This window comes from Rhizobium terrae, from assembly GCF_003425685.1.
Classification (GTDB): domain Bacteria; phylum Pseudomonadota; class Alphaproteobacteria; order Rhizobiales; family Rhizobiaceae; genus Neorhizobium; species Neorhizobium terrae.
The window spans coordinates 281912-302065 of the sequence record NZ_QJKM01000005.1; the positions used below are offsets into that span (position 1 = coordinate 281912).

A 20154-nucleotide genomic window follows, 5' to 3' on the forward strand; every position below is an offset into this window, starting at 1 on the left:
GGGAAAACGATGCGGACGGATGCCGTTCTTTTTTCGGATTTGAAGCTTATTATACGCTTGAATAATTCCTGCACAAGTGCCAGACTTCTCTCCACAGGGCCGCGAAACCAGCGTCGCGCGCACCAAAAACGACAAGCTGGGGGAACAGTGCAAATGTGTGGATCGGCCTTGGATACGAGGCTGGCGGACGGTGTCCATGACGGATTCGGCGCAAGCCATCGAAGTCTCCAACCTGCATAAACGTTTCGGCCCTCTGGAGGTCTTGAAGGGCGTATCGCTGACGGCCCGGCAGGGCGATGTGATTGCCATTATCGGCGGCTCGGGTTCCGGCAAGTCCACGTTTCTCCGTTGCATCAACATGCTGGAACTGCCGAGTGCCGGCACGGTCACCATCCATGGCGAGACGATCGCGATGAAGAAGGACGGGCATGGCGGCCTGATGCCTGCCGACCGCAAACAGGTGCAGCGCATTCGCTCCCGGCTCGGCATGGTATTCCAAAGCTTCAACCTGTGGCAGCACATGACGGTGCTGCAGAACGTGATCGAAGTGCCGGTGCATGTGCTGAAGGTGCCGAGAGACAAGGCAGTGGAGACTGCCGAGACGCTGCTGCGCCGCGTCGGGCTTTACGAGAAGCGCGACGCCTATCCCGCCTTTCTTTCAGGCGGTCAGCAGCAGCGCGCCGCGATCGCCCGGGCGCTCGCCATCCAGCCGCTCGTCATGCTGTTCGACGAGCCGACCTCGGCGCTCGATCCGGAACTCGTCGGCGAAGTGCTTTCCGTCATCGGCGGCCTGGCGCGCGAGAAGCGCACGATGATTCTCGTCACCCATGAAATGAAATTTGCTCGCGAAGTCTCCAACCACGTCGTCTTCCTGCATGGCGGCGTCATCGAGGAACAGGGGCCTCCCGAGCAGCTCTTCGGCGCTCCGAAATCAGAACGGCTGAAGAAATTCATCAGCTCCATTCATTGACTAAAACCAAAATAGAAAAAGGGGAAAAGATCATGAAGAACATCATCAGGACCGTGGCAATGGCGGTCGCAATCGGGATTGCCTCGTTCGGAGCCGTGCAGGCACAGGAACTCAAGGTCGGTTTCGCCGCCGAGCCCTATCCTCCCTTCACCTCGCCGGATGCGAATGGCAAATGGATCGGCTGGGAAGTGGATTTCATGGATGCGATCTGTGCCGAAGCAAAGCTCAAATGCGTCATCACCCCGGTCGCCTGGGACGGCATCATTCCGGCGCTGACCACCAAGAAGATCGACATGATCATCGGCTCGATGTCGATCACCGAGGAGCGCCTGAAGACGATCGATTTCTCCGATAAATATTACAACACGCCGACCGGCATCATCGGCCAGAAGTCGGAGAAGTTCGCCGCCACGCCTGAAGGCCTCAAGGGCAAGATCATCGGCGTGCAGGTGTCGACCATTCACCAGGACTACGCCAACAAATATTTCGGTCCCGGCGCTGCCGAGATCAAGGAATACCAGACACAGGACGAAGCGAACCAGGACCTTGCAGCCGGGCGCGTGGATGCGGTGCAGGCGGACGCGATCGCGCTCGATGCCTTCCTGAAATCCGACGCCGGCAAGTGCTGCGACCTGAAGGGCAATGTAAAGGACGATCCGGCCATTCTCGGCGCGGGTGTCGGCGTGGGGCTGCGCAAGGGCGAGACGGATCTGAAGAACAAGATCAACGCGGCCATCAAGGCGATCCGCGCCAACGGCACCTACGACAAGTTCTCCAAGAAGTATTTCGACTTCGACGTCTACGGCGGCTGACCGGCCTGACCCCGGATGCCGTCCGGCCTCGAACTCCTCTCGCTCTCGCCGCCCGGCTGGGGCGGCGTCATGCTCGCCGGGCTTGTGGCTTCACTGGAGCTCGCCGTAGGCGGATACCTGCTTGGCCTCGCGATCGGTGTCGGCGGCGCCTTCGGCAAGCTTTATGGCGGGCCGATCCTGCGTGATCTCCTGGAGGTCTATACGACCGTCATCCGCGCCGTGCCGGAGCTGGTGCTGATCCTGCTTCTCTATTATGCGGGCACGGATGCGGTGAGCCAGCTCTTCCTGCTCGTCGGTCTGCCGGCGGTGGATATCAGCGGGCTTGCGGCCGGCATCTTCGTGATCGGCGTGGTGCAGGGCGCCTATTCCACGGAGGTGCTGCGCGGGGCGATCAAGGCCGTGCCGTCCGGCCAGATCGAGGCGGCGCGGGCCTATGGCATGTCGCCCCTGCTGACGCTCCGGCGGGTGACGCTGCCGGCCATGTTGCCCCATGCCATTCCCGGGCTTGCCAATCTCTGGATGATCGCCACCAAGGACACGGCGCTGCTCGCCGTCGTCGGTTTCAGCGAGCTGACGCTGGTGACGCGCCAGGCGGCAGGTTCCACCAAGGCCTACATGACCTTCTACCTTGCCGCCGGTATGCTCTATCTTCTGGTGACGCTCGTCTCGAACATCGTGATCGCGTTGATAGAACGGCATGCCCGGCGCGGCATGCCAAGGACGGGGTGGACATGAGTAAAGAGACATTCATCATGCCGGCCTATATCCCGCCCAAGGCGCGCAGCCTGTTCGAGCCGCACCGGCTGTTCCTCATGACGGTCTTCGTGGCGATCGTATTCTGCGCCGCATGGTTCATGCGCTGGGACTGGCTGCCGCGCTATGGCGAACGGCTCGCCTATGGCGTCTGGCAGACGCTGATCCTGCTGTTCTGGAGCTCGATCGTCGGCTTTCTGTTTGCGGTGCCGATTGGGCTGGTGCAGGTCACGGGACCTCGGCCGCTTGCGTGGCTTGCAAGGGGGTTCTGCAGCATCATCCGTGGTACGCCGATCCTCTTGCAACTCTGGCTGCTGTATTACGGGCTCGGATCGATCTTCGCCCAGTATCCGGAACTGCGTTCTTCCTTCCTGTGGCCTTATCTGAGGCAAGCTTGGCCTTACGGCTTTACGTCGCTGATGATCTCGTTTGCCGCCTATGAGGGCGAGGTGATGCGGGGGGCCTTCGCCGGCGTGCCGCGGGGCGAGCTGGAGGCGGCGCGCGCGTTCGGCATGGGGCGCTTCACCATGTTCCGGCGTATCTGGCTGCCGCGGGCGATCCATCGGGCATTGCCGACGCTTTCCGGCGAGACCGTGCTGCAGCTCAAGTCCACGCCGCTGGTCGCGACGATCACGGTCATCGATGTCTATGCCGTGATCTCCAGGGTCAGACAGGATACCTTCCTGACCTACGAGCCGTTGCTGCTGCTGGCGCTCATCTACCTGTGCCTCACCGGCATCCTCGTCGCTGCTTTCCGCTTCCTCGAAAGCCGGGTTCCCACGCGCGAAACCTGACAAATGTAATCTTTTTTGGGTCTATTCCAAGACTCTGTCAGTTCTCAGGGCACCTTATTAAGGGATCCTATACCTTAACATCCACAATATAGATTTCCACGCGCAGGGGGCTGCGCGGCTGCGGCGAATTTGGGGGCTCATGATGTCGTCGGCTGAAGAGAAACGGGAACTGCAGAAGCGTCTGGACTTCATCGGTCTGGATCAGGAGTCGCGGGCGGTGCTGAAGCGCCTTGCCCCCATGATCGACGCAAGCCTCGCGACCGCGCTCGGAGCGCTTTACAAGAAGATCCAGTCGACGCCCGATACGGCCCGCTTCTTCTCCAGCCAGTCGCATATGGAGGCTGCGAAGAAGCGGCAGGCGAGCCATTGGAACGTGCTGGCGGAAGCCAGGTATGACGAGCGTTATGTCGAAGGCGTCAGGGCCGTCGGTGCCGCACACGCCCATGCCGGCCTTGATCCGCGCTGGTATATCGGCGGTTATGCGATCGTCATGGAACACCTGATCCATACCGTGATGGCGGCGAACTGGCCCTCGCGTTTCGGCCGCGGCAATTCGCAGAAGCTTGCCAAAGAGATCAGCACGCTGGTCAAGGCGGCCATGCTCGACATGGATTATTCGATCTCCGTCTACCTGGACATCCAGGCGGAGGAGCGGCGGCGCGCCGAGGAGGATAAGCGGACCGCCGATCAGGCGCAGGAGGTCGCGCTCGAAGCTCTCGACGATGTGCTGAAGGGACTTGCGACGGGCGATCTGGAAGCCCGGCTGTCCAATGACCTGCCGGTCAATTTCGGCCGCATGGTGGAGGATTATAACAACAGCGCGGAGAAGCTGCGCATCACGCTCGCGACCGTCCGGCATGCCGGAGAAGAGATATTGGTCAGCACGAATGCGATCACCAAGGCCTCGCAGGATCTCGCTCGCCGCACGGAAGAGCAGGCGCAGGGACTGGAGGAAAGCTCGGCAACCTTGCATCAATTGACGCAGAGTGTGTCGGGAACGGCGGGAGGCGCCAGCAAGGCGGCATCCGCCGTGGATGTGGCCCTTTCGGAGGCGCGCGCCTCGGGACCGGTGGTCAAACAGGCCGTGGCGGCCATGGGTGAGATCGAGCGGTCCTCGGACGAGATTTCGAAGATCATCGGCGTCATCGACGAGATCGCCTTCCAGACCAACCTTCTGGCGCTGAATGCCGGCGTCGAGGCGGCGCGTGCGGGCGAGGCGGGTCGCGGCTTTGCCGTGGTGGCACAGGAGGTGCGGGCGCTCGCCCAGCGCTGCGCCGATGCCGCAAAGGAAATCAAGGACCTGATTTCAGACAGTTCGCGCCAAGTCCAGGCTGGCGTCGACCTCGTTAACAATGCGGGCACCGCGCTCGGTCAGATCACGACGCGCATCGACGACATCAATTCGATCGTCCGGACGATCGCCACCGAGGCGGGCCATCAGTCCGTCGGCCTCCACGAGGTCAATGGCGCGCTGAGCCGCATGGACACGCTGACTCAGGAAAATTCGGCGATGGTGCTGGAAAGCGCCAAACAGACGGCCGACCTGCGCGACGCCGTGGAGCGGCTCGTCACGGCGCTGCGCGGCTTCAAGACGCGGAGTGCGGAACGACTTGCCCGCGACCGTCAGGCACGCGAACAGGATGTCCGTCGCCGGGTTGCGTGATCAGCGTCTTCCGCCGGCCAGTCGCGCGGCCTCCGGCCTGCGTCTGAGGATCAGCATCGATGCGGCGCCGAAGGCTGGTCCGACCGCGAGCAGCACGAAAGTCCAGCGCCAGCCGCCGAGAAGCTCGGCGATATGCGGCATCAGCCAGATCATGAAGATGGTCAGCGCAAATCCCATGCCCATTTGCAGCGACAGCGCCGTGCCGACATAGTTGCGGTCGGCAAGTTCGGTGACGGCAGCGGAAAACTGCGCCGAATCACCGATGATCGAAATGCCCCAGACGATCACCACCAGCGCCAGCAGCCAGAACGGGCCGTCGAAGACGATACCGATCAGAAGCGCGCAGACGCCGGAAACGATCATCAGCCCCGCAGTCGTGGCCGTACGGCCGAAACGATCGGACAGCACGCCGCCCGCAAAACAGCCGGCGACGCCCGAGGCGACAGCGATGAAGGTGAGGAGCGATGCGTCACTGCTGATGCCGGTACCGCTCGTGTCGAGCGCGGCGGTCAGATAAGCGAGCAGCCAAGCCCACATGGCATAGAGTTCCCACATATGGCCGAGGTAGCCGCCGTTGACGAGCAGCAGGTTTCGGTCCCTCAGGACCCGGCCGACCTGGCGCGGGTCGAACAGCGCCTTGCCGAAAGGGTAGGGGCCTTCGCGGGTGAAAAGAAGGAAGACGACCGCGCTGCCGAGCGCAGCCGCGCTCGACAGGGCCACGGCGAAACGCCAGTCCATGGCGGACGACATGCCACGAAAGAGATGCGGCAGCGACGAGCCGGCGGTGATCGCGCCGATGACGCCGGCAAGCGCCAGCCCCCGGCCGGAGATGAACCAGGTCGACACGAGCTTCAACGCCGGCGGATAGACGCCGGCCAGGGCAAAACCCGTGACCATGCGGAGAAGGACGGCACCGGCCGGTCCCGGCTCCAGCAGCAGCGCGGCATTGGAAAGCGCCGCCAGCAGCGCGGATGCCGCCATCAGCCGGTTCATGCGGACAAGGTCCGGCAGGTTGAACAGGCTTGCCGACAGCGCGCCGATGACGAAGCCGATCTGAACGCCGTTGGTGAGCCAGGCCGCCGCGCTTTCCGAAAGCGACCAGGCGCGCTTCAGTTCCGGCGCTATGGCGTTTGCGGAGAACCAGCAGCAGAAGGAAAGCACGACCGCGAGGCAGAGGAGCGCCAGCATACGCCAGCGACCGTAGGCCCGAACATCGGAGGCGGCTGCCGTCATGGGTTGATACCGAAGTCGAATACGAGGCTCATCCTGCCGTCCGGTATTTCGCCGCAATATGCCTCTCGGGCAGGCGCGGTGATCCGAACAGCTTTTCACGAAGCGGGCCTTCGCGATAGCTGGTTTTGTAGATTCCGCGCTCCTGCAGGATCGGGACCACCAGTTCGATGATGTCGTCGAAACATTCCGGCACCACGGTGCGCGACAGATTGAAGCCATCGACGCCCGCCTGATCCATCCAGGCGACGAGATTGTCGGCGATCTGCTCCGCCGAACCCACCATCGGCGCCTGACGGCTTCCCAGCACCATCTGTTCGAGCAGTTTGCGCTTCGTCCATTGCGGGCCGGCGGTGCGGGTCATCGCTTCGACATTCGAGACGATCGCCGAGCTTTTCCCCGTTTCGATCGGTTCGTCGAGATCGTACCTGGCGAAATCGATGCCGAGCGAGGCGGCAGCATGTACGAGCGCGCCTTCCGAACTTGCATAGGCACGGTAGTCCTCGAATTTCTCGCGGGCTTCCTTCTCGGTGCGGCCGGTGACGATGGTGGCGCCGACGAAGACCTTCACATCCTCCGCCAGACGGCCGTATCCGACCGCGCGGGCGCGGATATCCTCGACGATGCCCTTCACCCCTTCGACCTTCTGGCCGTTGACGAAGACGCATTCCGCGTGGGTCGCGGCGAACTGCCGACCGCGCGTCGAGGAGCCGGCCTGATAAAGCACGGGCGTGCGCTGCGGCGAAGGTTCGCAGAGATGCAGCGCGTCGAGGCGGTACTGCTTGCCCTGGTGGTCGATCTTGTGAACTTTGGCCGGGTCGGCATAGATGTGGTTCGCACGGTCGACGACGACCGCGTCGTCCTCCCAACTGCCCTCCCACAGCCGGTACATGATCTCCATATATTCGTCGGCAAGATCGTAGCGGTCGTCGTGGGCCGCCATGCCGTCGAGGCCGATCGCCTTGGCGGCGCTGTCGAGATAACCGGTGACGATATTCCAGCCGATCCGCCCACCGGTGAGGTGGTCGAGTGTCGACATGCGCCGGGCAAAAAGAAAGGGCGGCTCATAGGTGAGGTTGACGGTGACGCCGAAGGACAGATGCTCCGTCACCGCCGCCATGGCCGGCAGCAGCATCATCGGATCATTGACGGGCACCTGTACGGCGCCCTTCAGCGCGGCAGCACTGCTGCCGCCATAGACATCGTTGACGCCCACCACGTCGGCGAGGAAGATGCCGTCGAAGAGACCTGCCTCCAGTTTTTTCGCATAATCGGTCCAGTAGCGGAGTTCGGCATAACGATGCGACTGGTCACGCGGGTGCGCCCAGAGCCCTTGCTGGATATGGCCGACCGTATTCATGTCGAAAGCGTTGAAACGGATTTCGCGTCCAGTTTCGTTCCCCATGTTATCTTCCTTATTCGATTGCAAACGGATGCCGTCTCTTATAGGGTTATTTTGTCCACTATAGAAGACGATTGACGAAAGGCAAGCGGCCTGCAGCAGATGGAAAAGGATCCGGTTCAGGCGATCGCCACCCGATTGAAAATCGAGCGCGAGGCGCGAGGCTGGTCGCTTGCCGAGCTTGCCGAACAGTCGGGCGTCTCGAAGGCGATGATCAGCAAGATCGAACGATGCGAGGCGAGCCCAACGGCCACTGTCCTCGGCCGGCTTTCCGGCGCCTTCGGTCTGCCGCTGTCGGTGCTGATGGCCCTCGCCGAACGGGCGCAGGAGCAGGTGGCGCTTGCGGCGGAACAACCGGTTTGGACCGATCCGGAGACGGGCTATACCCGGCGCGCCGTCTCACCGCCGAATTCCCTGCTGGAATTGCTGGAGGTTTCTTTGCCGCCCGGCGTGCGCGTGCCCTATCCCGCAGCCGCCTTTGCCTTTCAGCATCAACAGATCTGGGTTTTGTCCGGACGGTTGGATTTCCAGGAGGGCCGGACGCTGCATCATCTCGCCGAAGGCGATTGCCTGCTACTCGGCCCACCGGCGGATTGCGTCTTCTTCAATCCGGGTTCGGAACCAATCCGTTACGTGGTCGCCCTGACCCGACGGTAATCGGCCCTCCGGAACAGGCGGGCGGCCAGCAGATTCCGGCCCCGTCTTCCAAACAGAAGAACCTCATGGCCCTCATCGCTGCCCTGAAATTGCGCGGGCAACGACCCTGGGTAACAACATTCTTCGTGAAGTCGACCGTGCCCGGCAAGTCGTTCGAGCCTGATGTCAGAAAGAAAAGACGCTTCCCGGGAGGGGAAGCGCCAGTTGGGGAGGGGGTACTTATGACGCGCCGGACGCGTGGAGGTCAGGCGTCCGACACGCTGTGAACACGTAATCGTGAGTTTTGTTCCCGACGTGATCTCAATCTCATGTTTCGGTGAGGAACAATCGGTGATCGATCCGGTTCTGCAATTATATGCAGAAAGGAGAATGCGATCATGAGCAAGGCAGTCGAGACCACGGATCACAAGCAGATCCGCCAGTGGATCGAAGAGCGCGGCGGCCACCCGGCCCGCGTCAAGGGCTCCGGAGAAGGCGGCATCCTGCGCGTCGATTTCGGAAAACCGGAAGAGGCGCTGGAGGAAATCGAATGGGACGATTTCTTTTCGATCTTCGACGCGAACAAGCTTGCCTTCCTTTTCCAAGACGAGACGGAAGCCGGCAAGACCAGCCGCTTCAACAAGTTTGTGTCCCGCACGAAGCATTGAGGCCGCAGTTCCCATTGCAGCTCATCCCGAACGAAGGAGGACGACCCATGTCCGCATCCAAGCATTTCAAGACCCGCCAACCGAACGATGCCGATCTCAGGAAAGATCCGGGTATCGGGCAGTCCAAGGGGCTCGATCGTTTCACCGGTCTGGACGAGATCGCCGGCGACAATACCGAGGAAGGAGACGTCGCCAATGATACGACCAGTTTCGGCGGGGTGGACCCCAATCAGCGGGGCCGGGTCAACAAATAATCTGCCGAAGGAGAAATATCATGCATGCCGAAAAGAAAATGCAGGGCAGCAAGACCCGCCAGCAGCAGCGCGACATTATCAGGAAACAGGTGAATACCGCCAATGCGGACAAGGATTTCGACCCCGGTCCGGACCTCGCGCGCAGCGAAGCGGCCAAGGAGGCCTTTCGCCGAGGTGACAATCTCAACATGCGAGCGGCGGATGTTTCCCTTCATGACGATCCGTCGATCGTCCGCGGCGTCAATCAGGAAAGCGAACATCGCAAGGGCCGCGGTTCCTGATCCACCCTAGAGAATGGAACCAGAACCGTGTCCTTGAGGTTGTCGGATGTCTGGCCGATGGTATGATGCCCTGAAGGGCTGGACAAGGAGGGCGCGGCTGCGGGCTGCGCCGCTATCGTGTGGGAGGATGGCATGTTCGATTCGAGCCCTACTTTTTCCAATCGCGAAGACGCCGGTCGGCAGCTTGCGGAAGCCATGCAAGCGGCACCGCTCCACGATCCGATCATCATGGCGCTGCCGCGCGGCGGTGTTCCGGTCGCATTCGAGGTGGCGCAACGGCTCGGTGCACCGCTCGATCTCCTGATCGTCCGCAAGATCGGTGCGCCCGGCCATCCGGAATATGGCATCGGCGCGGTGGTGGACGGCAAGGAGCCGCATGTCGTTGTGAGTGAGGCGGCGGCCCGTCATTTTCACGTTCCCCCAGGCTATCTGGCGACCGAGCGCGACCATCAGCTCGCCGAAATCGAACGCCGCCACCGCATGTATTTCGGCGAGGACGAACCACGCGATCACGACCATGCGGGCCGCGACATCATTCTCGTGGACGACGGCATTGCCAACGGGGTCTCGATCCGTGCCGGCATTCATGCGCTGAAGGAGATGGGCGTCGGATCGATCCGCGTCGCGGTGCCCGTCGCTCCGCGCGAACTCCTCGAAACGCTGCGGGAGGAGGTCGACGAAGTCGTCTGCCTTTCGGCCCCGGAGCACATGGAAGCGGTGAGCATGCACTACCGCGATTTCGCCGAGACGACCGATCAGGATGTGGTCCGACTCCTGAAGGAGGCCCGCAGGCTCACCCGGATGATCCATTAAAAGCTCAGAGCTCCACCGTTGCCAGCAGCGGCAGGTGATCGGAGGCGCGGCGCGCCAGCGGTGTCGAAATCACTTTTGTTTCCACGACTTTGATCTCCGATGAAACGAAGATGTGGTCGATCCGGAGGAGTGGAAATCGCGACGGGAAGGTGGCTGCCGGCTTTCCGCCGGGTTGGCGCTGCGCATCGGCCAAGTGACGGGCGATGGCTTTGTATGTCGCGGTCAGCGGAATGGCATTGAAATCACCGATCAGAATCCGGGGATTGTCGTGGCAGGCGGGATCCCCCATCCACGAGGGGCCGAGAAGCTCGCCGATCTGCTGCATCCGGTCGCCGCTCATCAGGCCGAGATGCGTATTGAACACCTGCACTTTCTTGGCCCCGATCTCGATCTCGATCCACACCGCGCCACGTTGTTCGCCCGTCGACGGCAATCCGTCGCCCTTGACCATGCGGGCGGGAAGCGCCGTCAGGATAGCGTCGCCATATTTCTCCTCCGCGACCTTGAGGGCCGGATGAAAATGGAACCCCATTTCGAGAAGCGAAGCGATGGCGTGAGCCTGATCCACCCCTCCGGTGCGGCTGCGGCCGACATCCAGTTCCTGCAGGCCGATGACGTCCGGTTCCAGAGCCGAAATCACTTCGGCAATTCGGGCGGGATCGAGCCTGCGATCGGTGCCGATGCAACTATGGACGTTGTAGCTCAGGATTTTCAGGCGGTGCCTTGCGGGCGGCGGCGAACCGGCGGAGGGAGATGCGGGATCGTTCATAGCGCAGGGAACACCTTTGCCGCGTTTTCGTTCCCGTTCATATACCGCCGCTTCTGAGAGGAACCATGACTGCCAGACGCTATTTCCTGAAGTTCCTCGTCGGGGTCGCGATCTGTCTGGCAACCGTGCTGATCTACCGCAGCCTTGCACGTTATACGCTGGACGAGATCGAGGAGGCGGTCCGGTCGATCACCGGCGCCAAGCTCGCTTCCGCGTTTTCCTTCGTTATTCTCTCCTATCTCTGCCTCACCGGTTTCGACACGCTTGCCCTGCGCTATGTCGGTAAACCTCTCGCCTATCGGCAGGCGGCGCTTGCCTCCTTCACCGCGCTGTCGATCGGTCACAATGTCGGGCTCGCGGCGCTGAGCAGCGGTGCGGTGCGTTACCGCTTCTACTCCCGCTGGGGGTTGACGGGAGAGGACATCGCCAAGGTGATCGTCTTCTGCGGCGCGACCGTCGGTCTCGGGCTCGCGACGCTTGCCGGTCTGGCGCTGCTTCTCCGTCCCGTCGATGCCGCCGATCTGCTTGGTCTCGGCGCCCCGGCACGGATTGCGATCGGTCTTCTCTGCCTTGCAATCCCGGCTGCTTATCTGATGATCTGCATTTTCCTCCCTCGGCCCGTCGTTCTCCGCCGCTGGCGTTTCGAACCGCCCGTGCCGAGGCTTGCGCTCGGCCAGATCGTCGTCGGCACGCTGAATTTCGCCTGCGTCGCGGCTTCTATCCACCAGTTGCTGGCAAGCTTCACCGATGCCGGCTATCTGGAGGTGGCGAGCGCCTATGTCACCGCCAACATGGCCGCGCTGATCAGCCATGTGCCGGGCGGACTCGGTGTTCTGGAAGCAACGATGCTGAGCATCCTGCCATCCTCCGCGTCGATCGGGGCGCTGGTGGCGTTTCGGGCACTTTATTTCTTTGTTCCGTTGACGATCGGCATGCCGACCTTTCTCGTGAGCGAAGCCTATTATCGACATCGCGGCGGACGTTATTCAAAGCAAACGGTGATGTGACAGACGGGAGAATAGCCGCCGAAAGCCGCCCTTTATTTCCGGGATCGGCCAGAAAGGCTGTTTCGGATCGATGATGCCGGTACCGACGAGCGATTCCGTCTCTCCCTTTTCCGTATCCACGTCGAAGGCCCGCAGGCCGCGCGGCTTTATGTTCAGGCGGTCGACGGCTGCTACCATCGATCCGGTTTCCGCGATGATCCGCGCCACTTCGGACGGCTCGGCATCCAGGTGTTCGGCCAGAAGATCGTTGCGCAGCGCCGCAATCGCTCGTCGACCGGCCGGGTCGTTGGTTTCGGCGGCAAGGTCGGCTTCCGTGTCCAGCCCTTCCGAACGGTTGTTGAGGTTGGACGACCCGACGCGCACGAAACGGTCGTCGGCGATGATCAGCTTGGAATGGACGATGATCTCCTGCTCGCCGCCCTTTCCGTCGGGCACGGCGGCGTAGAAGACGCGCAGGCGACCGTGGCGGTCGGCCCGTTTCAGGCGGCGGATCAACCGGTTGCGATTGTGCCCCATCATCAGCTTTTCCAGGAAGCCGTGAGACTCGCGAGTGACGATCACGACGATCTCCGGCCCGTCGGACTGCCTCAACCGCTTGGCGAGCGTGCGCGCCACACCAAAGGAGGCCAGATACTGGGTCTCGATATAGAGATGATGTTTGGCGGCCCTCAGCGCATCATGGGTAAGGCGAATGGCTTCGCGATGGCCGCGGTGGCCTTTCCATTTCCAAGCTTCGGTCAGCGCAAGGCCGGTATTGCAGTGGATCAGCGCCGGTTCGAGATCATCCGGCCACAGTCCTTCGCCGGGCGGGCCAACGGGTTTCACAACCTCCCTGGTCGCCCTCTGCCAGCGCCGGCGGGCGACATCGCCGATCAGCCTGGCGCTCTCGCCGGCGACGACCGTCTGCATGTCGTGAACGGGTCCGTAAGGCGTGCCGTCCGGCGAGCGACGCAACGGATTGGCGGCCGCATGGGTCCGGTCGTCCCAGCGGCGCGCGGTCAGATCTATGCCGCCGAGAAATGCGGTACGGTCGTCGATCGCGACGATCTTCTGGTGGTGGCTGGCGCGCAGGGGATGGCCGAAATCGAATTCGAGGCGGATGCGAGGATGGTCGCTCCACTCCATCTTACCGAACATCTTCAGGCTCTTGCCCGAATAAACCGGCCCCATGCCCCAGACAAGGATGCGGATTTCGAGTGCCGGTTTTTCGTCCGCCAGTCGGCGCAGCAATGCGCCCAGGGTCTCATCGCCCGCGTCGCGAGGTCGCAGACGGATTTCGGGGTTGAAATCCCAGCCGATGATGAAGATCGAACGCTCCGCCTGCCGCAGGACCTGGTCCAGGCGGCGAAAATAATCTTCCGCGTCGATCAGGAAGGCTAGCTTTTCAGCTTTAGCGCTGCGCCAGGCATTGCGGCCGGGTCGAATGATCGGATCGAATTGAACTTCCTGCCCGTAAGGGATCGGCTGCGTCGTCGCGTCCACCTGCGCCACCTCGTCATGCGATGATAGGGGAACGCAGGAATTTTGCAATTTGTTCCCACCCGTGAGGCTGCGGAACATCGAGCCGCTCCGGCCGGCCTATTGGACGATCGTCTGCGGCTTCGGTGCTGTGAAATCGCTCGTGCCGTCACCGAACAGCCCGACGATGAGGATCAGTCCCAGCAAGATCATCGCCGCGGCGACCAGCAGTTTCCCGAGGCCCGCCTTGGCTGGCTGATCGCGCTTCGTGTCCTGCAAGTTCCTCTCATGGGAATGCGTGCGGGAATGCGTGCGGCTGTGAATGTTCATGGCAAACTTCCCGGTTCTGGTGAGGATCGCTATCTCTCACGCGGCCTCTCGGTGGAGAGCCAAGCTGGCGGGCGGCATATAAGCCGGCGGGTTGGGGTTTTCGTCGGGATTGGGCAGCGGTGTTTCGTCCGGCAGTCTGTCGGGTTCCGGTTCGTTGATCGGCGGTTCCGGCGTCCAGATGGGCGCCGGCATCGGCGGCTGTTCGCTCGGTTCGCGAGGATTGGGCATCATGGATCTGCTCCCTGTTACTCTACCCACAACAACCCGATATGGCGATTGTTCCTCGCAAATTGCCGTCTCAACGGTTCGTGGAACCGGTACTCGTCGGATCCGTCCCCGGGGTGGGGGCCGGCGACGGTGTCCGCGCCGTGTCGGTCGCTGCGGGGTTGTTCGGAGCCTGCGCCGTGTCGGCCGAAGGGCCGGCGACGTAATATCCGATCGCGAGCAGAAGGAACAACAGGATGATCCCTCCGAGAATCGAATTCGCCTTGGTCGTCCGCGTCATGGTCTTGCCTTCCATGGCTGGTGAATTTGCAAGGATGACAATTCGCAGAAGGCTGTAAAAGTTCCGCCCGGATGGGTGAAGAGGAACTTCCGATGCCTTCGGGGGTTGAAATCCTGCATCGCGCCATCTGCTGCCGGAGAGACACATCGAATTTGCGAGGAGATGCGAATGACACATGCCCGAGATAATTTCCTGGCCTGGCTTCGCGCGGCGCATGCCATGGAAGAGCAGGCGGTCACCATGCTAACCGATCAGGCACGGCGGATCGAGAGCTACCCGGATCTCAAGGCCAGGATCATCCAGCACCTTTCCGAAACCGAGGCGCATGCCCGGGCTCTGAAGGATCTCCTCGATCAATTTGCCGGCAAAGGCGGCGTCCTCGCCCTCAAGGACATTGCCGCCAAGCTCACGGCGAAGGCCCAAGGGGTCAGCGGCATGCTGACCAGCGACGAGGTCGTGAAGGGAGCGATGGCGGGCTACGCTTTCGAGCATCTCGAAATCGCCAGTTATCGCGTCCTGATCGCCGCAGCCGATGAGCTCGATGAGGAGGAAGCAAAGGTCGTTTTCGAACGCATTCTGGCGGAGGAAATCGCCATGGCGGGTTGGCTCGAGGCCAATCTGGACACGATCACCCGAATCTTCCTGATGCGGGACGAGCGGGATCTTATGGCAAAACGATAAGCGGGAAATGGGCCAGCCGCCTCCGAGGCGGCTGGCATGAAATCAGCTTTTGGGCGCCACCGAGGCGCTGAGTTGGAAGTGGAGGTTCTTTTCGTCCCGCACTCCCTGCTGATAGAGGGCGATGATCCGGGCAGCCAGGTCGTTTGCTCCATGGCTGCCGCCCGCGAGCCCATGCTCAGCACAGAAATCATCGAAAAAGCGCTGCAAGAATGCCAGCTCGCTCGGTTCGAAGGTATTCGTCAGGACTGCCGCATTCATAGTCTCGGCCTCCTTTGGGGCGGAAGCGCTTCACGTCTTCCGGTCGCCGACTGTGCCTTTTCGATTGCCGACGATCAACCAAGACTACTCTTTATCCTTCCTTTTGCAAGGGAGGAACCGGGTACCGCCGTCGCAGAGACCGCTTTGTGTCCTTCTCTCACTCAGCCGTGAAGGGGGGCGTGTTCAGTCGTTCAGTCGGTTCGATTCGTGATCGTGAAACTGCTCCGTCTGAATCGCCTTGCCATCCAATCCCCGCTCCCGCGAATGCTGGGCCTTGTCACGGTTGGAAAGAACCATATTGTCCGGAAGAATGTCCTTGTCGATATCGGTCATGGCGCCGTTGCCGCTGCCTTTCCCGGAGGTTGCCGAACCCATGTGTTTCGAATTCGCATTGGCCATGAGATCTGCTCCTTGTCTTTCTTCCATCGGGAAAGAAACCCGCGAAACAGGTTTTTGATCCGAGGCCGGATCAATCTGTTTCGACAAGGAAGAAGGTCGTCGGCCCGGCGGGGGTGTCATTGGAGAGATCGAAGCGCAGCGGCCCGTTGGCGCTCTGCAACGGCGCGTGCACCACGCCGTCCAGTCCGACCGGCGAAAGCCGCCAGCGGCCGCTGCGGTTCTTGAATTCCACCGAAAGCCTGCCCTTTCGCAGCAGTACCGGCAGGGAGCCGAAATCCTCGATCACCTTCTCCTCACTATCGCGAAAGCGCATATTGGTGTTGCGGGCATCGGTCGCGAAGATCAGCAGCATCCGCTTCGCTGCTTCAAGCGTCGAAGCCCCGTCGAGGACTGAAACCGCGAAAAGAGCGCTCCGATCTCCGCGCGCTATCCGGACCGTCCCGAGATCGATCGGATCTTCGAGTGAAGCGAAGGCCGCGGCCTCGGTATGCGCCGTCGACAGCGTCAGGCGAAGCTTTTGCCGATCCAGCAGCAATTCGCCCGTATCGCTCTCGAAAATGCCTTTTCCGGGGTCGGTGCGGTTGTTCCTCGGCAGGGAGCCGGCTTCCTTCAGTGCGGCGAGGAGTTTGACCGCATCCACCTCGCCGCGCGGCTGATTGGCGGCCAGCGGCCGACGCAGTCCGTCCGACCTTTCGAGGCCGATACGGGAAACCAGCGACAGTTCGGTCAAGGCATCCGGCTCGGCGGCCTGCACGTCCTCCGTCAGGTCCTCCTCGCCGCGCACCAGCAAGGGAATGGTGTTGGGCGACGAGGCGACGTCGCCGCGCCGGTAGAGGAGGGCCGCAAGCGTCTCCCCGGCGCGGGCGACGGGATCGAGCGCGATCGCATAGGGCAGCATGGCGCGTTTGTGGGGGTAGGGCTCGCCATATTGCAGCGCGATCGGGCCATGGCCGTGGCGGCAAAGCATGTCCCAGCCCTGCAGTGCCGCATAGGCCGGCATCATCAGCCCTGCCTCATAGCGGTAGCGGCTCCAGAAGAGATGGTCGTATTCGCTGAGCACAAACGGCTTGCCGAGCCAGCGCGCCGCCGCCGCGTAACGCATATAGGCGCCGGCATCGCCGATCGAGCTCTTGTTTTCGATCTTCGAGCCCGGATCGTAGCCGCTCACCCAGTCCTGGTAGGTGTTCATGGTGACGGCCTGAAGGCCGGCACGGCTGAGGCTGGTCTGTATCGTCGCCCAGTTGTTGTAGGTGCTGACGATGCCGCGATAGCCGAGATCGCGGATGGCCCTGGTCAGCTTTTCGGCCGACTTGCGTTCGGTCTCGACAAAAAACGCCTGCAGATCGCGATGGCGCGGGCCGTCGTCGTATCGGTTGGCGGGCGGATATACGGAAGCGTTTTCCAGCCGCTCATTGGCCTTCAGGTCCGGCCAGGCGGCACGCAATTTCTGCGTCGAGCCGTATTTCGCCCTGAGCCATGCGTTGAACGGCCGGCGCAGCATGTCGCTGTAGTTCGGCTTGCCCGGCTTCTCGTTGAGGACGCTGTCGAACTCGATGCCGTTCTCGTTGGCGAGAATGACGACTGCGAGCGCCTCGTCGCGGATCGGCGCGACGCCGGTATAGGGATTGACCTTGGTGAGGATCTCCTGCTGCAGCCGCTTCCAGTGCGCAAACGCACGGTCGTCGAAATAGAGCGCAAGTTTTCCGCCTTCCGACGGGTCCCAGCGATCGTCGTATCCGCCATACCCGCCCCGCCAGGAGGTCAGGCCGTCGACCATCCAGGAAATGCCGTTCTTCTTCAGCGCGGCCATCAGATATCGGATGCGGTCGAGCACGTCGGGATCGAAGTCAAAATCCCGGTTGCGCCCGTTCATCAGGCTTGCATCGAGGAAGTAGAAGCGGGCGATGTTGTAGCCGCGCATGGCGAGCTGTTCGGCATAGATGTCGGCCTCCGCATGATCCGGGAAACCGCCGGACGCCGGGCTCCATCCGAGCGACGCGCAGAAAAGGCGGGCAGGCTTGTCGGGAGTGCTCGCCCTTGCCAGATGCCCGTTCGCCCCCACGACGATCCGGTTGCCCTGACCGGTGAGGTCGTTCGGCAGGAAGCCCGAAAAATCGAGGGGGCTACCCGGCGCAATGATGAGCGCGGTTTCGCGGAGGGGTAGCCAGTCAGCCGGCCAGGCTTCGGGCGTCGAGACTGCGAGCGCCAGGGCCGCTGCCAGTATTCGGACCAGTCGTCTCATCCGTATCTCCGAATTGCCAGCTCTCGACCCATTCGCGCGGATCACGCCGGGACGCAAAAAAGCCGACGGGCACGGCCGCGGCGTGGAACAGCCAGGCCACGACCGTATAAAGCCCCATCTTCAGGCCGCCCTTGCGCCAGGACATCAGCGCGACGATTGCGGCAAAGATGCCGGCGACGAACGCGAGGGCGGCGGGCTTGTCGGGTATGACGATCAGCAGCGCCAGCGAGAAAGCGATCCAGGCAAGCACGAGAGCCCAGAGCTTGAGCTCGGGCAATTCCCGCAACATCTGCCGGAAATAGGGTTTGCCGGTCGAGGCGCGCAGCACCTCGCCGATGCCGAACAGATACTTGGTCTGCCAGCGGCGGACAAGCAGGCGATAGGAATTGACGCTGTGGCCGTAATGCCGGACGAAGCGCCGATCGAGCCGGTGGAGGTCCCAGCCGGCGTGGCGCAACCGGATCCCAAGGTCGAATTCCTCGTAGCCGTGCAGGTTCCTGTCCGTCAGGTAACCGACGCTTTCGATTGCTGCCCGGCGATAAAGCCCGCCACCGTTCATCCGGTCTATGGCGCCGATTCGGTTTTCCGGCGCGTTGCGCTGGACGCGGCGGGCATATTCGAGATTGTCGAGCATCATCTCTTCGACATGGCCCGTCACGCCGCCGGTCTTCGGATGCCGGTCGAGAAAGGCCAGCGCTTCGGGCAGGAATTCCGGATCGAGATCCATGTCCCCGTCGAGCAGGCAAACGAAGTCGTAGCGCGCATACTGAAAGCCGAGCTGGGGGCCGATGCCGCAGCTCGGTCGTGCCGGACTTTCGATCTGCACGATCCGCACCGGGTAGCGGGATGCGATTTCGATCGTCGCATCCCTGGAGCCGCTGTCGGCGACGATCACCTCACCGCGTCCACCGGGCAGGCCGGCAAGCGCGAATTCGATCGTCCGGGCGATCCTTTTCGCCTCGTTCAGCGTCTTGATGATGATCGATACGCTCACCGCCGTTCCTTCCTGCTTCCGCGGGCCAGTACCGATTTATAGACTGCCAGAGTGCTTCGCGTGATGGAAGGCCAGGCATAGGTCTGCTCCACCTCGCGAATGCGCGCCAGCGCGATTTCCTGGCCGAAAGGCTCGTCGAGCTTGCGGGCCAGCGCCTTGGCAAGCGCATCGACGTTTCCGGCCGGGAAATAGTCCTCCGGCGGCAGGTCGACCTCGTGGTTGGCGACGATGTCGCTTGCCAGCACCGGCAATCCGTAACTCATCGCTTCGAGAAGCGAAATGGGCATGCCCTCGTGAAGGGATGGAAGGACGAAAAGACCCGCCTGAGAGAACAGCGCCGCAAGGTCCTCGCCGCTCTGGAAACCCGTCAGCACGACGTTCGGGACGCGCGCCGCCATGGCCTCGATCTCCTTGGCATAGGGCGTGCCATGGTGATCGGCGCCACCGACCAGGGCGAGTTTCCAATCCGGCCGGTCAAGCTTTTCGAAGGCGGCGATCAGATCCGTCTGGCGCTTTTCCGGCACGAAACGGGCGACCATAACGATGTAACGCCGGCGCTGCAGGCCGAAGCGGTCGAGCGTCGCCTTGCCGACGAGGCTCGGCCTTACGGTCACGCCGTTCGGGACATGGGCGACTTCCCTCCCATATCTCTGCTTCATCGTTTCGGTGACGTCGCGCGAGACCGCGATCCTGGCGTTCGAAAAGCGCATCGACAGCCGCTCGCCGAGCCTCAGGACGCGCTTTGCAAGCGGGCTCCATTTTTCCCGGTCGTAGTCGTAACCGTGGTGGGTCGCGACCACCTTGAGCCCAAGGAAGCGGGCGAGCGGCGCCAGGAGGCCGGGACCGATGGCATGGATGTGCAGGATGTCGGGACGCCGAAAAGCCGCGTAGAACACGCCGAAAAGCGTGTGCGTGAAGGCTTCCAGGAACATGGATCTCGGCGCCCAGAGCGGCGTGATGCGGATGCCGCGCCAGGTGGCGGACGCCTTGTCGGCGAGATAATGGCGGCGGGCGATAATCTCGACATCCCAAGCCCGAGCGGCGAGTTCCTGTGCGAGCATCTCGACATGTTTTTCGACACCGCCCTGTATTCCGGGAATGCCGCGCAGGCCGAGCATCATGACCCGGCGGCGGGTGTCGCGGCCGGCAAGGGTATCGTGACCCTGGACGGTATCCGGCAGGGCGGGGGACAGTCGCGGCAGTTGGCTGAGGATAACGCGTTCGATGCGCTCCTG

The 20154-nt window shown here is 62.3% G+C and carries 24 protein-coding genes; 12 read left to right on the forward strand and 12 right to left on the reverse strand.

All coding sequences use genetic code 11. From position 1 onward, the window contains the following. The first annotated feature begins 196 nt into the window (after nt 1–196). The 5 genes from DMO26_RS11435 (at nt 197) to DMO26_RS11455 (ending at nt 4992) form a co-directional block, all read left to right on the forward strand. A complete protein-coding gene (locus DMO26_RS11435; protein WP_117192172.1) occupies nt 197–970 on the forward strand; it encodes an ABC transporter ATP-binding protein in 774 nt (257 codons plus the stop codon). Between the two features lie 32 nt (nt 971–1002). Beyond that, a complete protein-coding gene (locus DMO26_RS11440; RefSeq protein WP_117192173.1) occupies nt 1003–1782 on the forward strand; it encodes a transporter substrate-binding domain-containing protein in 780 nt (259 codons plus the stop codon). Nucleotides 1783–1797: 15 nt separating this feature from the next. Then, complete coding sequence (locus tag DMO26_RS11445; protein ID WP_117192174.1) at nt 1798–2517, forward strand: ABC transporter permease; 720 nt, start codon at nt 1798–1800, stop codon at nt 2515–2517. Continuing rightward, complete coding sequence (locus DMO26_RS11450) at nt 2514–3329, forward strand: ABC transporter permease (RefSeq protein WP_117192175.1); 816 nt, start codon at nt 2514–2516, stop codon at nt 3327–3329. The genes DMO26_RS11445 and DMO26_RS11450 overlap by 4 nt, the downstream gene beginning before the upstream one ends. A gap of 142 nt (nt 3330–3471) precedes the next feature. Further along, nucleotides 3472–4992 (forward strand): globin-coupled sensor protein, encoded by a 1521-nt coding sequence (locus DMO26_RS11455; protein WP_117192319.1) that lies wholly within the window; start codon nt 3472–3474, stop codon nt 4990–4992. Here the strand turns inward: DMO26_RS11455 and DMO26_RS11460 are convergent, their stop codons facing one another. Both DMO26_RS11460 and DMO26_RS11465 read right to left on the reverse strand, forming a co-directional pair. Continuing rightward, the gene (locus DMO26_RS11460; protein WP_117192176.1) at nt 4993–6225 is read right to left on the reverse strand and encodes an MFS transporter; all 1233 of its coding nucleotides are present in this window, start codon (nt 6223–6225) and stop codon (nt 4993–4995) included. Between the two features lie 28 nt (nt 6226–6253). Next, the gene (locus DMO26_RS11465) at nt 6254–7627 is read right to left on the reverse strand and encodes an LLM class flavin-dependent oxidoreductase (RefSeq protein ID WP_117192177.1); all 1374 of its coding nucleotides are present in this window, start codon (nt 7625–7627) and stop codon (nt 6254–6256) included. Between the two features lie 99 nt (nt 7628–7726). Between DMO26_RS11465 and DMO26_RS11470 the strand changes: the two genes are divergently transcribed. The 5 genes from DMO26_RS11470 to DMO26_RS11490 all read left to right on the forward strand — a co-directional run bounded on the left by DMO26_RS11470 (nt 7727) and on the right by DMO26_RS11490 (nt 10276). Beyond that, entirely contained in the window at nt 7727–8281 is a 555-nt protein-coding gene (locus DMO26_RS11470) for a helix-turn-helix domain-containing protein (RefSeq protein WP_117192178.1), read from the forward strand. Nucleotides 8282–8658: 377 nt separating this feature from the next. Continuing rightward, nucleotides 8659–8928 (forward strand): hypothetical protein, encoded by a 270-nt coding sequence (locus tag DMO26_RS11475; RefSeq protein ID WP_117192179.1) that lies wholly within the window; start codon nt 8659–8661, stop codon nt 8926–8928. A gap of 47 nt (nt 8929–8975) precedes the next feature. Continuing rightward, nucleotides 8976–9182, forward strand: coding sequence for a hypothetical protein (locus tag DMO26_RS11480; RefSeq protein ID WP_117192180.1), 207 nt, complete (start codon nt 8976–8978; stop codon nt 9180–9182). Between the two features lie 20 nt (nt 9183–9202). Next, a complete protein-coding gene (locus tag DMO26_RS11485; protein ID WP_226951266.1) occupies nt 9203–9463 on the forward strand; it encodes a hypothetical protein in 261 nt (86 codons plus the stop codon). 132 nt (nt 9464–9595) lie between these two features. Then, entirely contained in the window at nt 9596–10276 is a 681-nt protein-coding gene (locus tag DMO26_RS11490) for a phosphoribosyltransferase (protein ID WP_117192181.1), read from the forward strand. A 4-nt stretch (nt 10277–10280) separates the two neighbouring features. Here the strand turns inward: DMO26_RS11490 and DMO26_RS11495 are convergent, their stop codons facing one another. Then, nucleotides 10281–11045: an endonuclease/exonuclease/phosphatase family protein gene (locus tag DMO26_RS11495; RefSeq protein ID WP_117192182.1), complete on the reverse strand. Its 765-nt coding sequence runs from the start codon at nt 11043–11045 to the stop codon at nt 10281–10283. Between the two features lie 65 nt (nt 11046–11110). On the opposite strand from DMO26_RS11495, the gene DMO26_RS11500 reads away from it, so the two are divergent. After that, entirely contained in the window at nt 11111–12052 is a 942-nt protein-coding gene (locus tag DMO26_RS11500) for a putative bifunctional lysylphosphatidylglycerol flippase/synthetase (protein ID WP_117192183.1), read from the forward strand. On the opposite strand, the gene DMO26_RS11505 is transcribed toward DMO26_RS11500, so the two are convergent. The 4 genes from DMO26_RS11505 to DMO26_RS11520 all read right to left on the reverse strand — a co-directional run bounded on the left by DMO26_RS11505 (nt 12032) and on the right by DMO26_RS11520 (nt 14345). After that, on the reverse strand, nt 12032–13534 hold the full coding sequence (locus DMO26_RS11505; protein WP_117192184.1) for a phospholipase D-like domain-containing protein: 1503 nt from the start codon (nt 13532–13534) through the stop codon (nt 12032–12034). The genes DMO26_RS11500 and DMO26_RS11505 overlap by 21 nt on opposite strands. Before the next feature lie 96 nt (nt 13535–13630). Beyond that, entirely contained in the window at nt 13631–13840 is a 210-nt protein-coding gene (locus DMO26_RS11510) for a hypothetical protein (protein WP_117192185.1), read from the reverse strand. Nucleotides 13841–13876: 36 nt separating this feature from the next. Further along, nucleotides 13877–14068, reverse strand: a complete 192-nt coding sequence (locus DMO26_RS11515; protein WP_117192321.1) for a hypothetical protein — start codon at nt 14066–14068, stop codon at nt 13877–13879. Nucleotides 14069–14138: 70 nt separating this feature from the next. Further along, nucleotides 14139–14345, reverse strand: coding sequence for a hypothetical protein (locus tag DMO26_RS11520; RefSeq protein ID WP_162894822.1), 207 nt, complete (start codon nt 14343–14345; stop codon nt 14139–14141). 168 nt (nt 14346–14513) lie between these two features. On the opposite strand from DMO26_RS11520, the gene DMO26_RS11525 reads away from it, so the two are divergent. Next, nucleotides 14514–15026, forward strand: coding sequence for a ferritin-like domain-containing protein (locus DMO26_RS11525; RefSeq protein ID WP_117192187.1), 513 nt, complete (start codon nt 14514–14516; stop codon nt 15024–15026). Nucleotides 15027–15068: 42 nt separating this feature from the next. Here the strand turns inward: DMO26_RS11525 and DMO26_RS11530 are convergent, their stop codons facing one another. From DMO26_RS11530 to DMO26_RS11550, 5 genes are all read right to left on the reverse strand, one after another. Continuing rightward, nucleotides 15069–15284, reverse strand: a complete 216-nt coding sequence (locus DMO26_RS11530; RefSeq protein ID WP_117192188.1) for a hypothetical protein — start codon at nt 15282–15284, stop codon at nt 15069–15071. A gap of 183 nt (nt 15285–15467) precedes the next feature. Beyond that, on the reverse strand, nt 15468–15683 hold the full coding sequence (locus tag DMO26_RS11535; protein WP_117192189.1) for a hypothetical protein: 216 nt from the start codon (nt 15681–15683) through the stop codon (nt 15468–15470). Between the two features lie 70 nt (nt 15684–15753). Next, nucleotides 15754–17925, reverse strand: a complete 2172-nt coding sequence (locus DMO26_RS11540; protein ID WP_117192190.1) for a glycoside hydrolase — start codon at nt 17923–17925, stop codon at nt 15754–15756. Beyond that, nucleotides 17852–18919, reverse strand: a complete 1068-nt coding sequence (locus DMO26_RS11545; protein WP_117192191.1) for a glycosyltransferase — start codon at nt 18917–18919, stop codon at nt 17852–17854. Before DMO26_RS11545 ends, DMO26_RS11540 begins: the two co-directional genes overlap by 74 nt. Continuing rightward, the gene (locus DMO26_RS11550; protein WP_404947040.1) at nt 18916–20040 is read right to left on the reverse strand and encodes a glycosyltransferase family 4 protein; all 1125 of its coding nucleotides are present in this window, start codon (nt 20038–20040) and stop codon (nt 18916–18918) included. Before DMO26_RS11550 ends, DMO26_RS11545 begins: the two co-directional genes overlap by 4 nt. Nucleotides 20041–20154 lie beyond the last annotated feature (114 nt).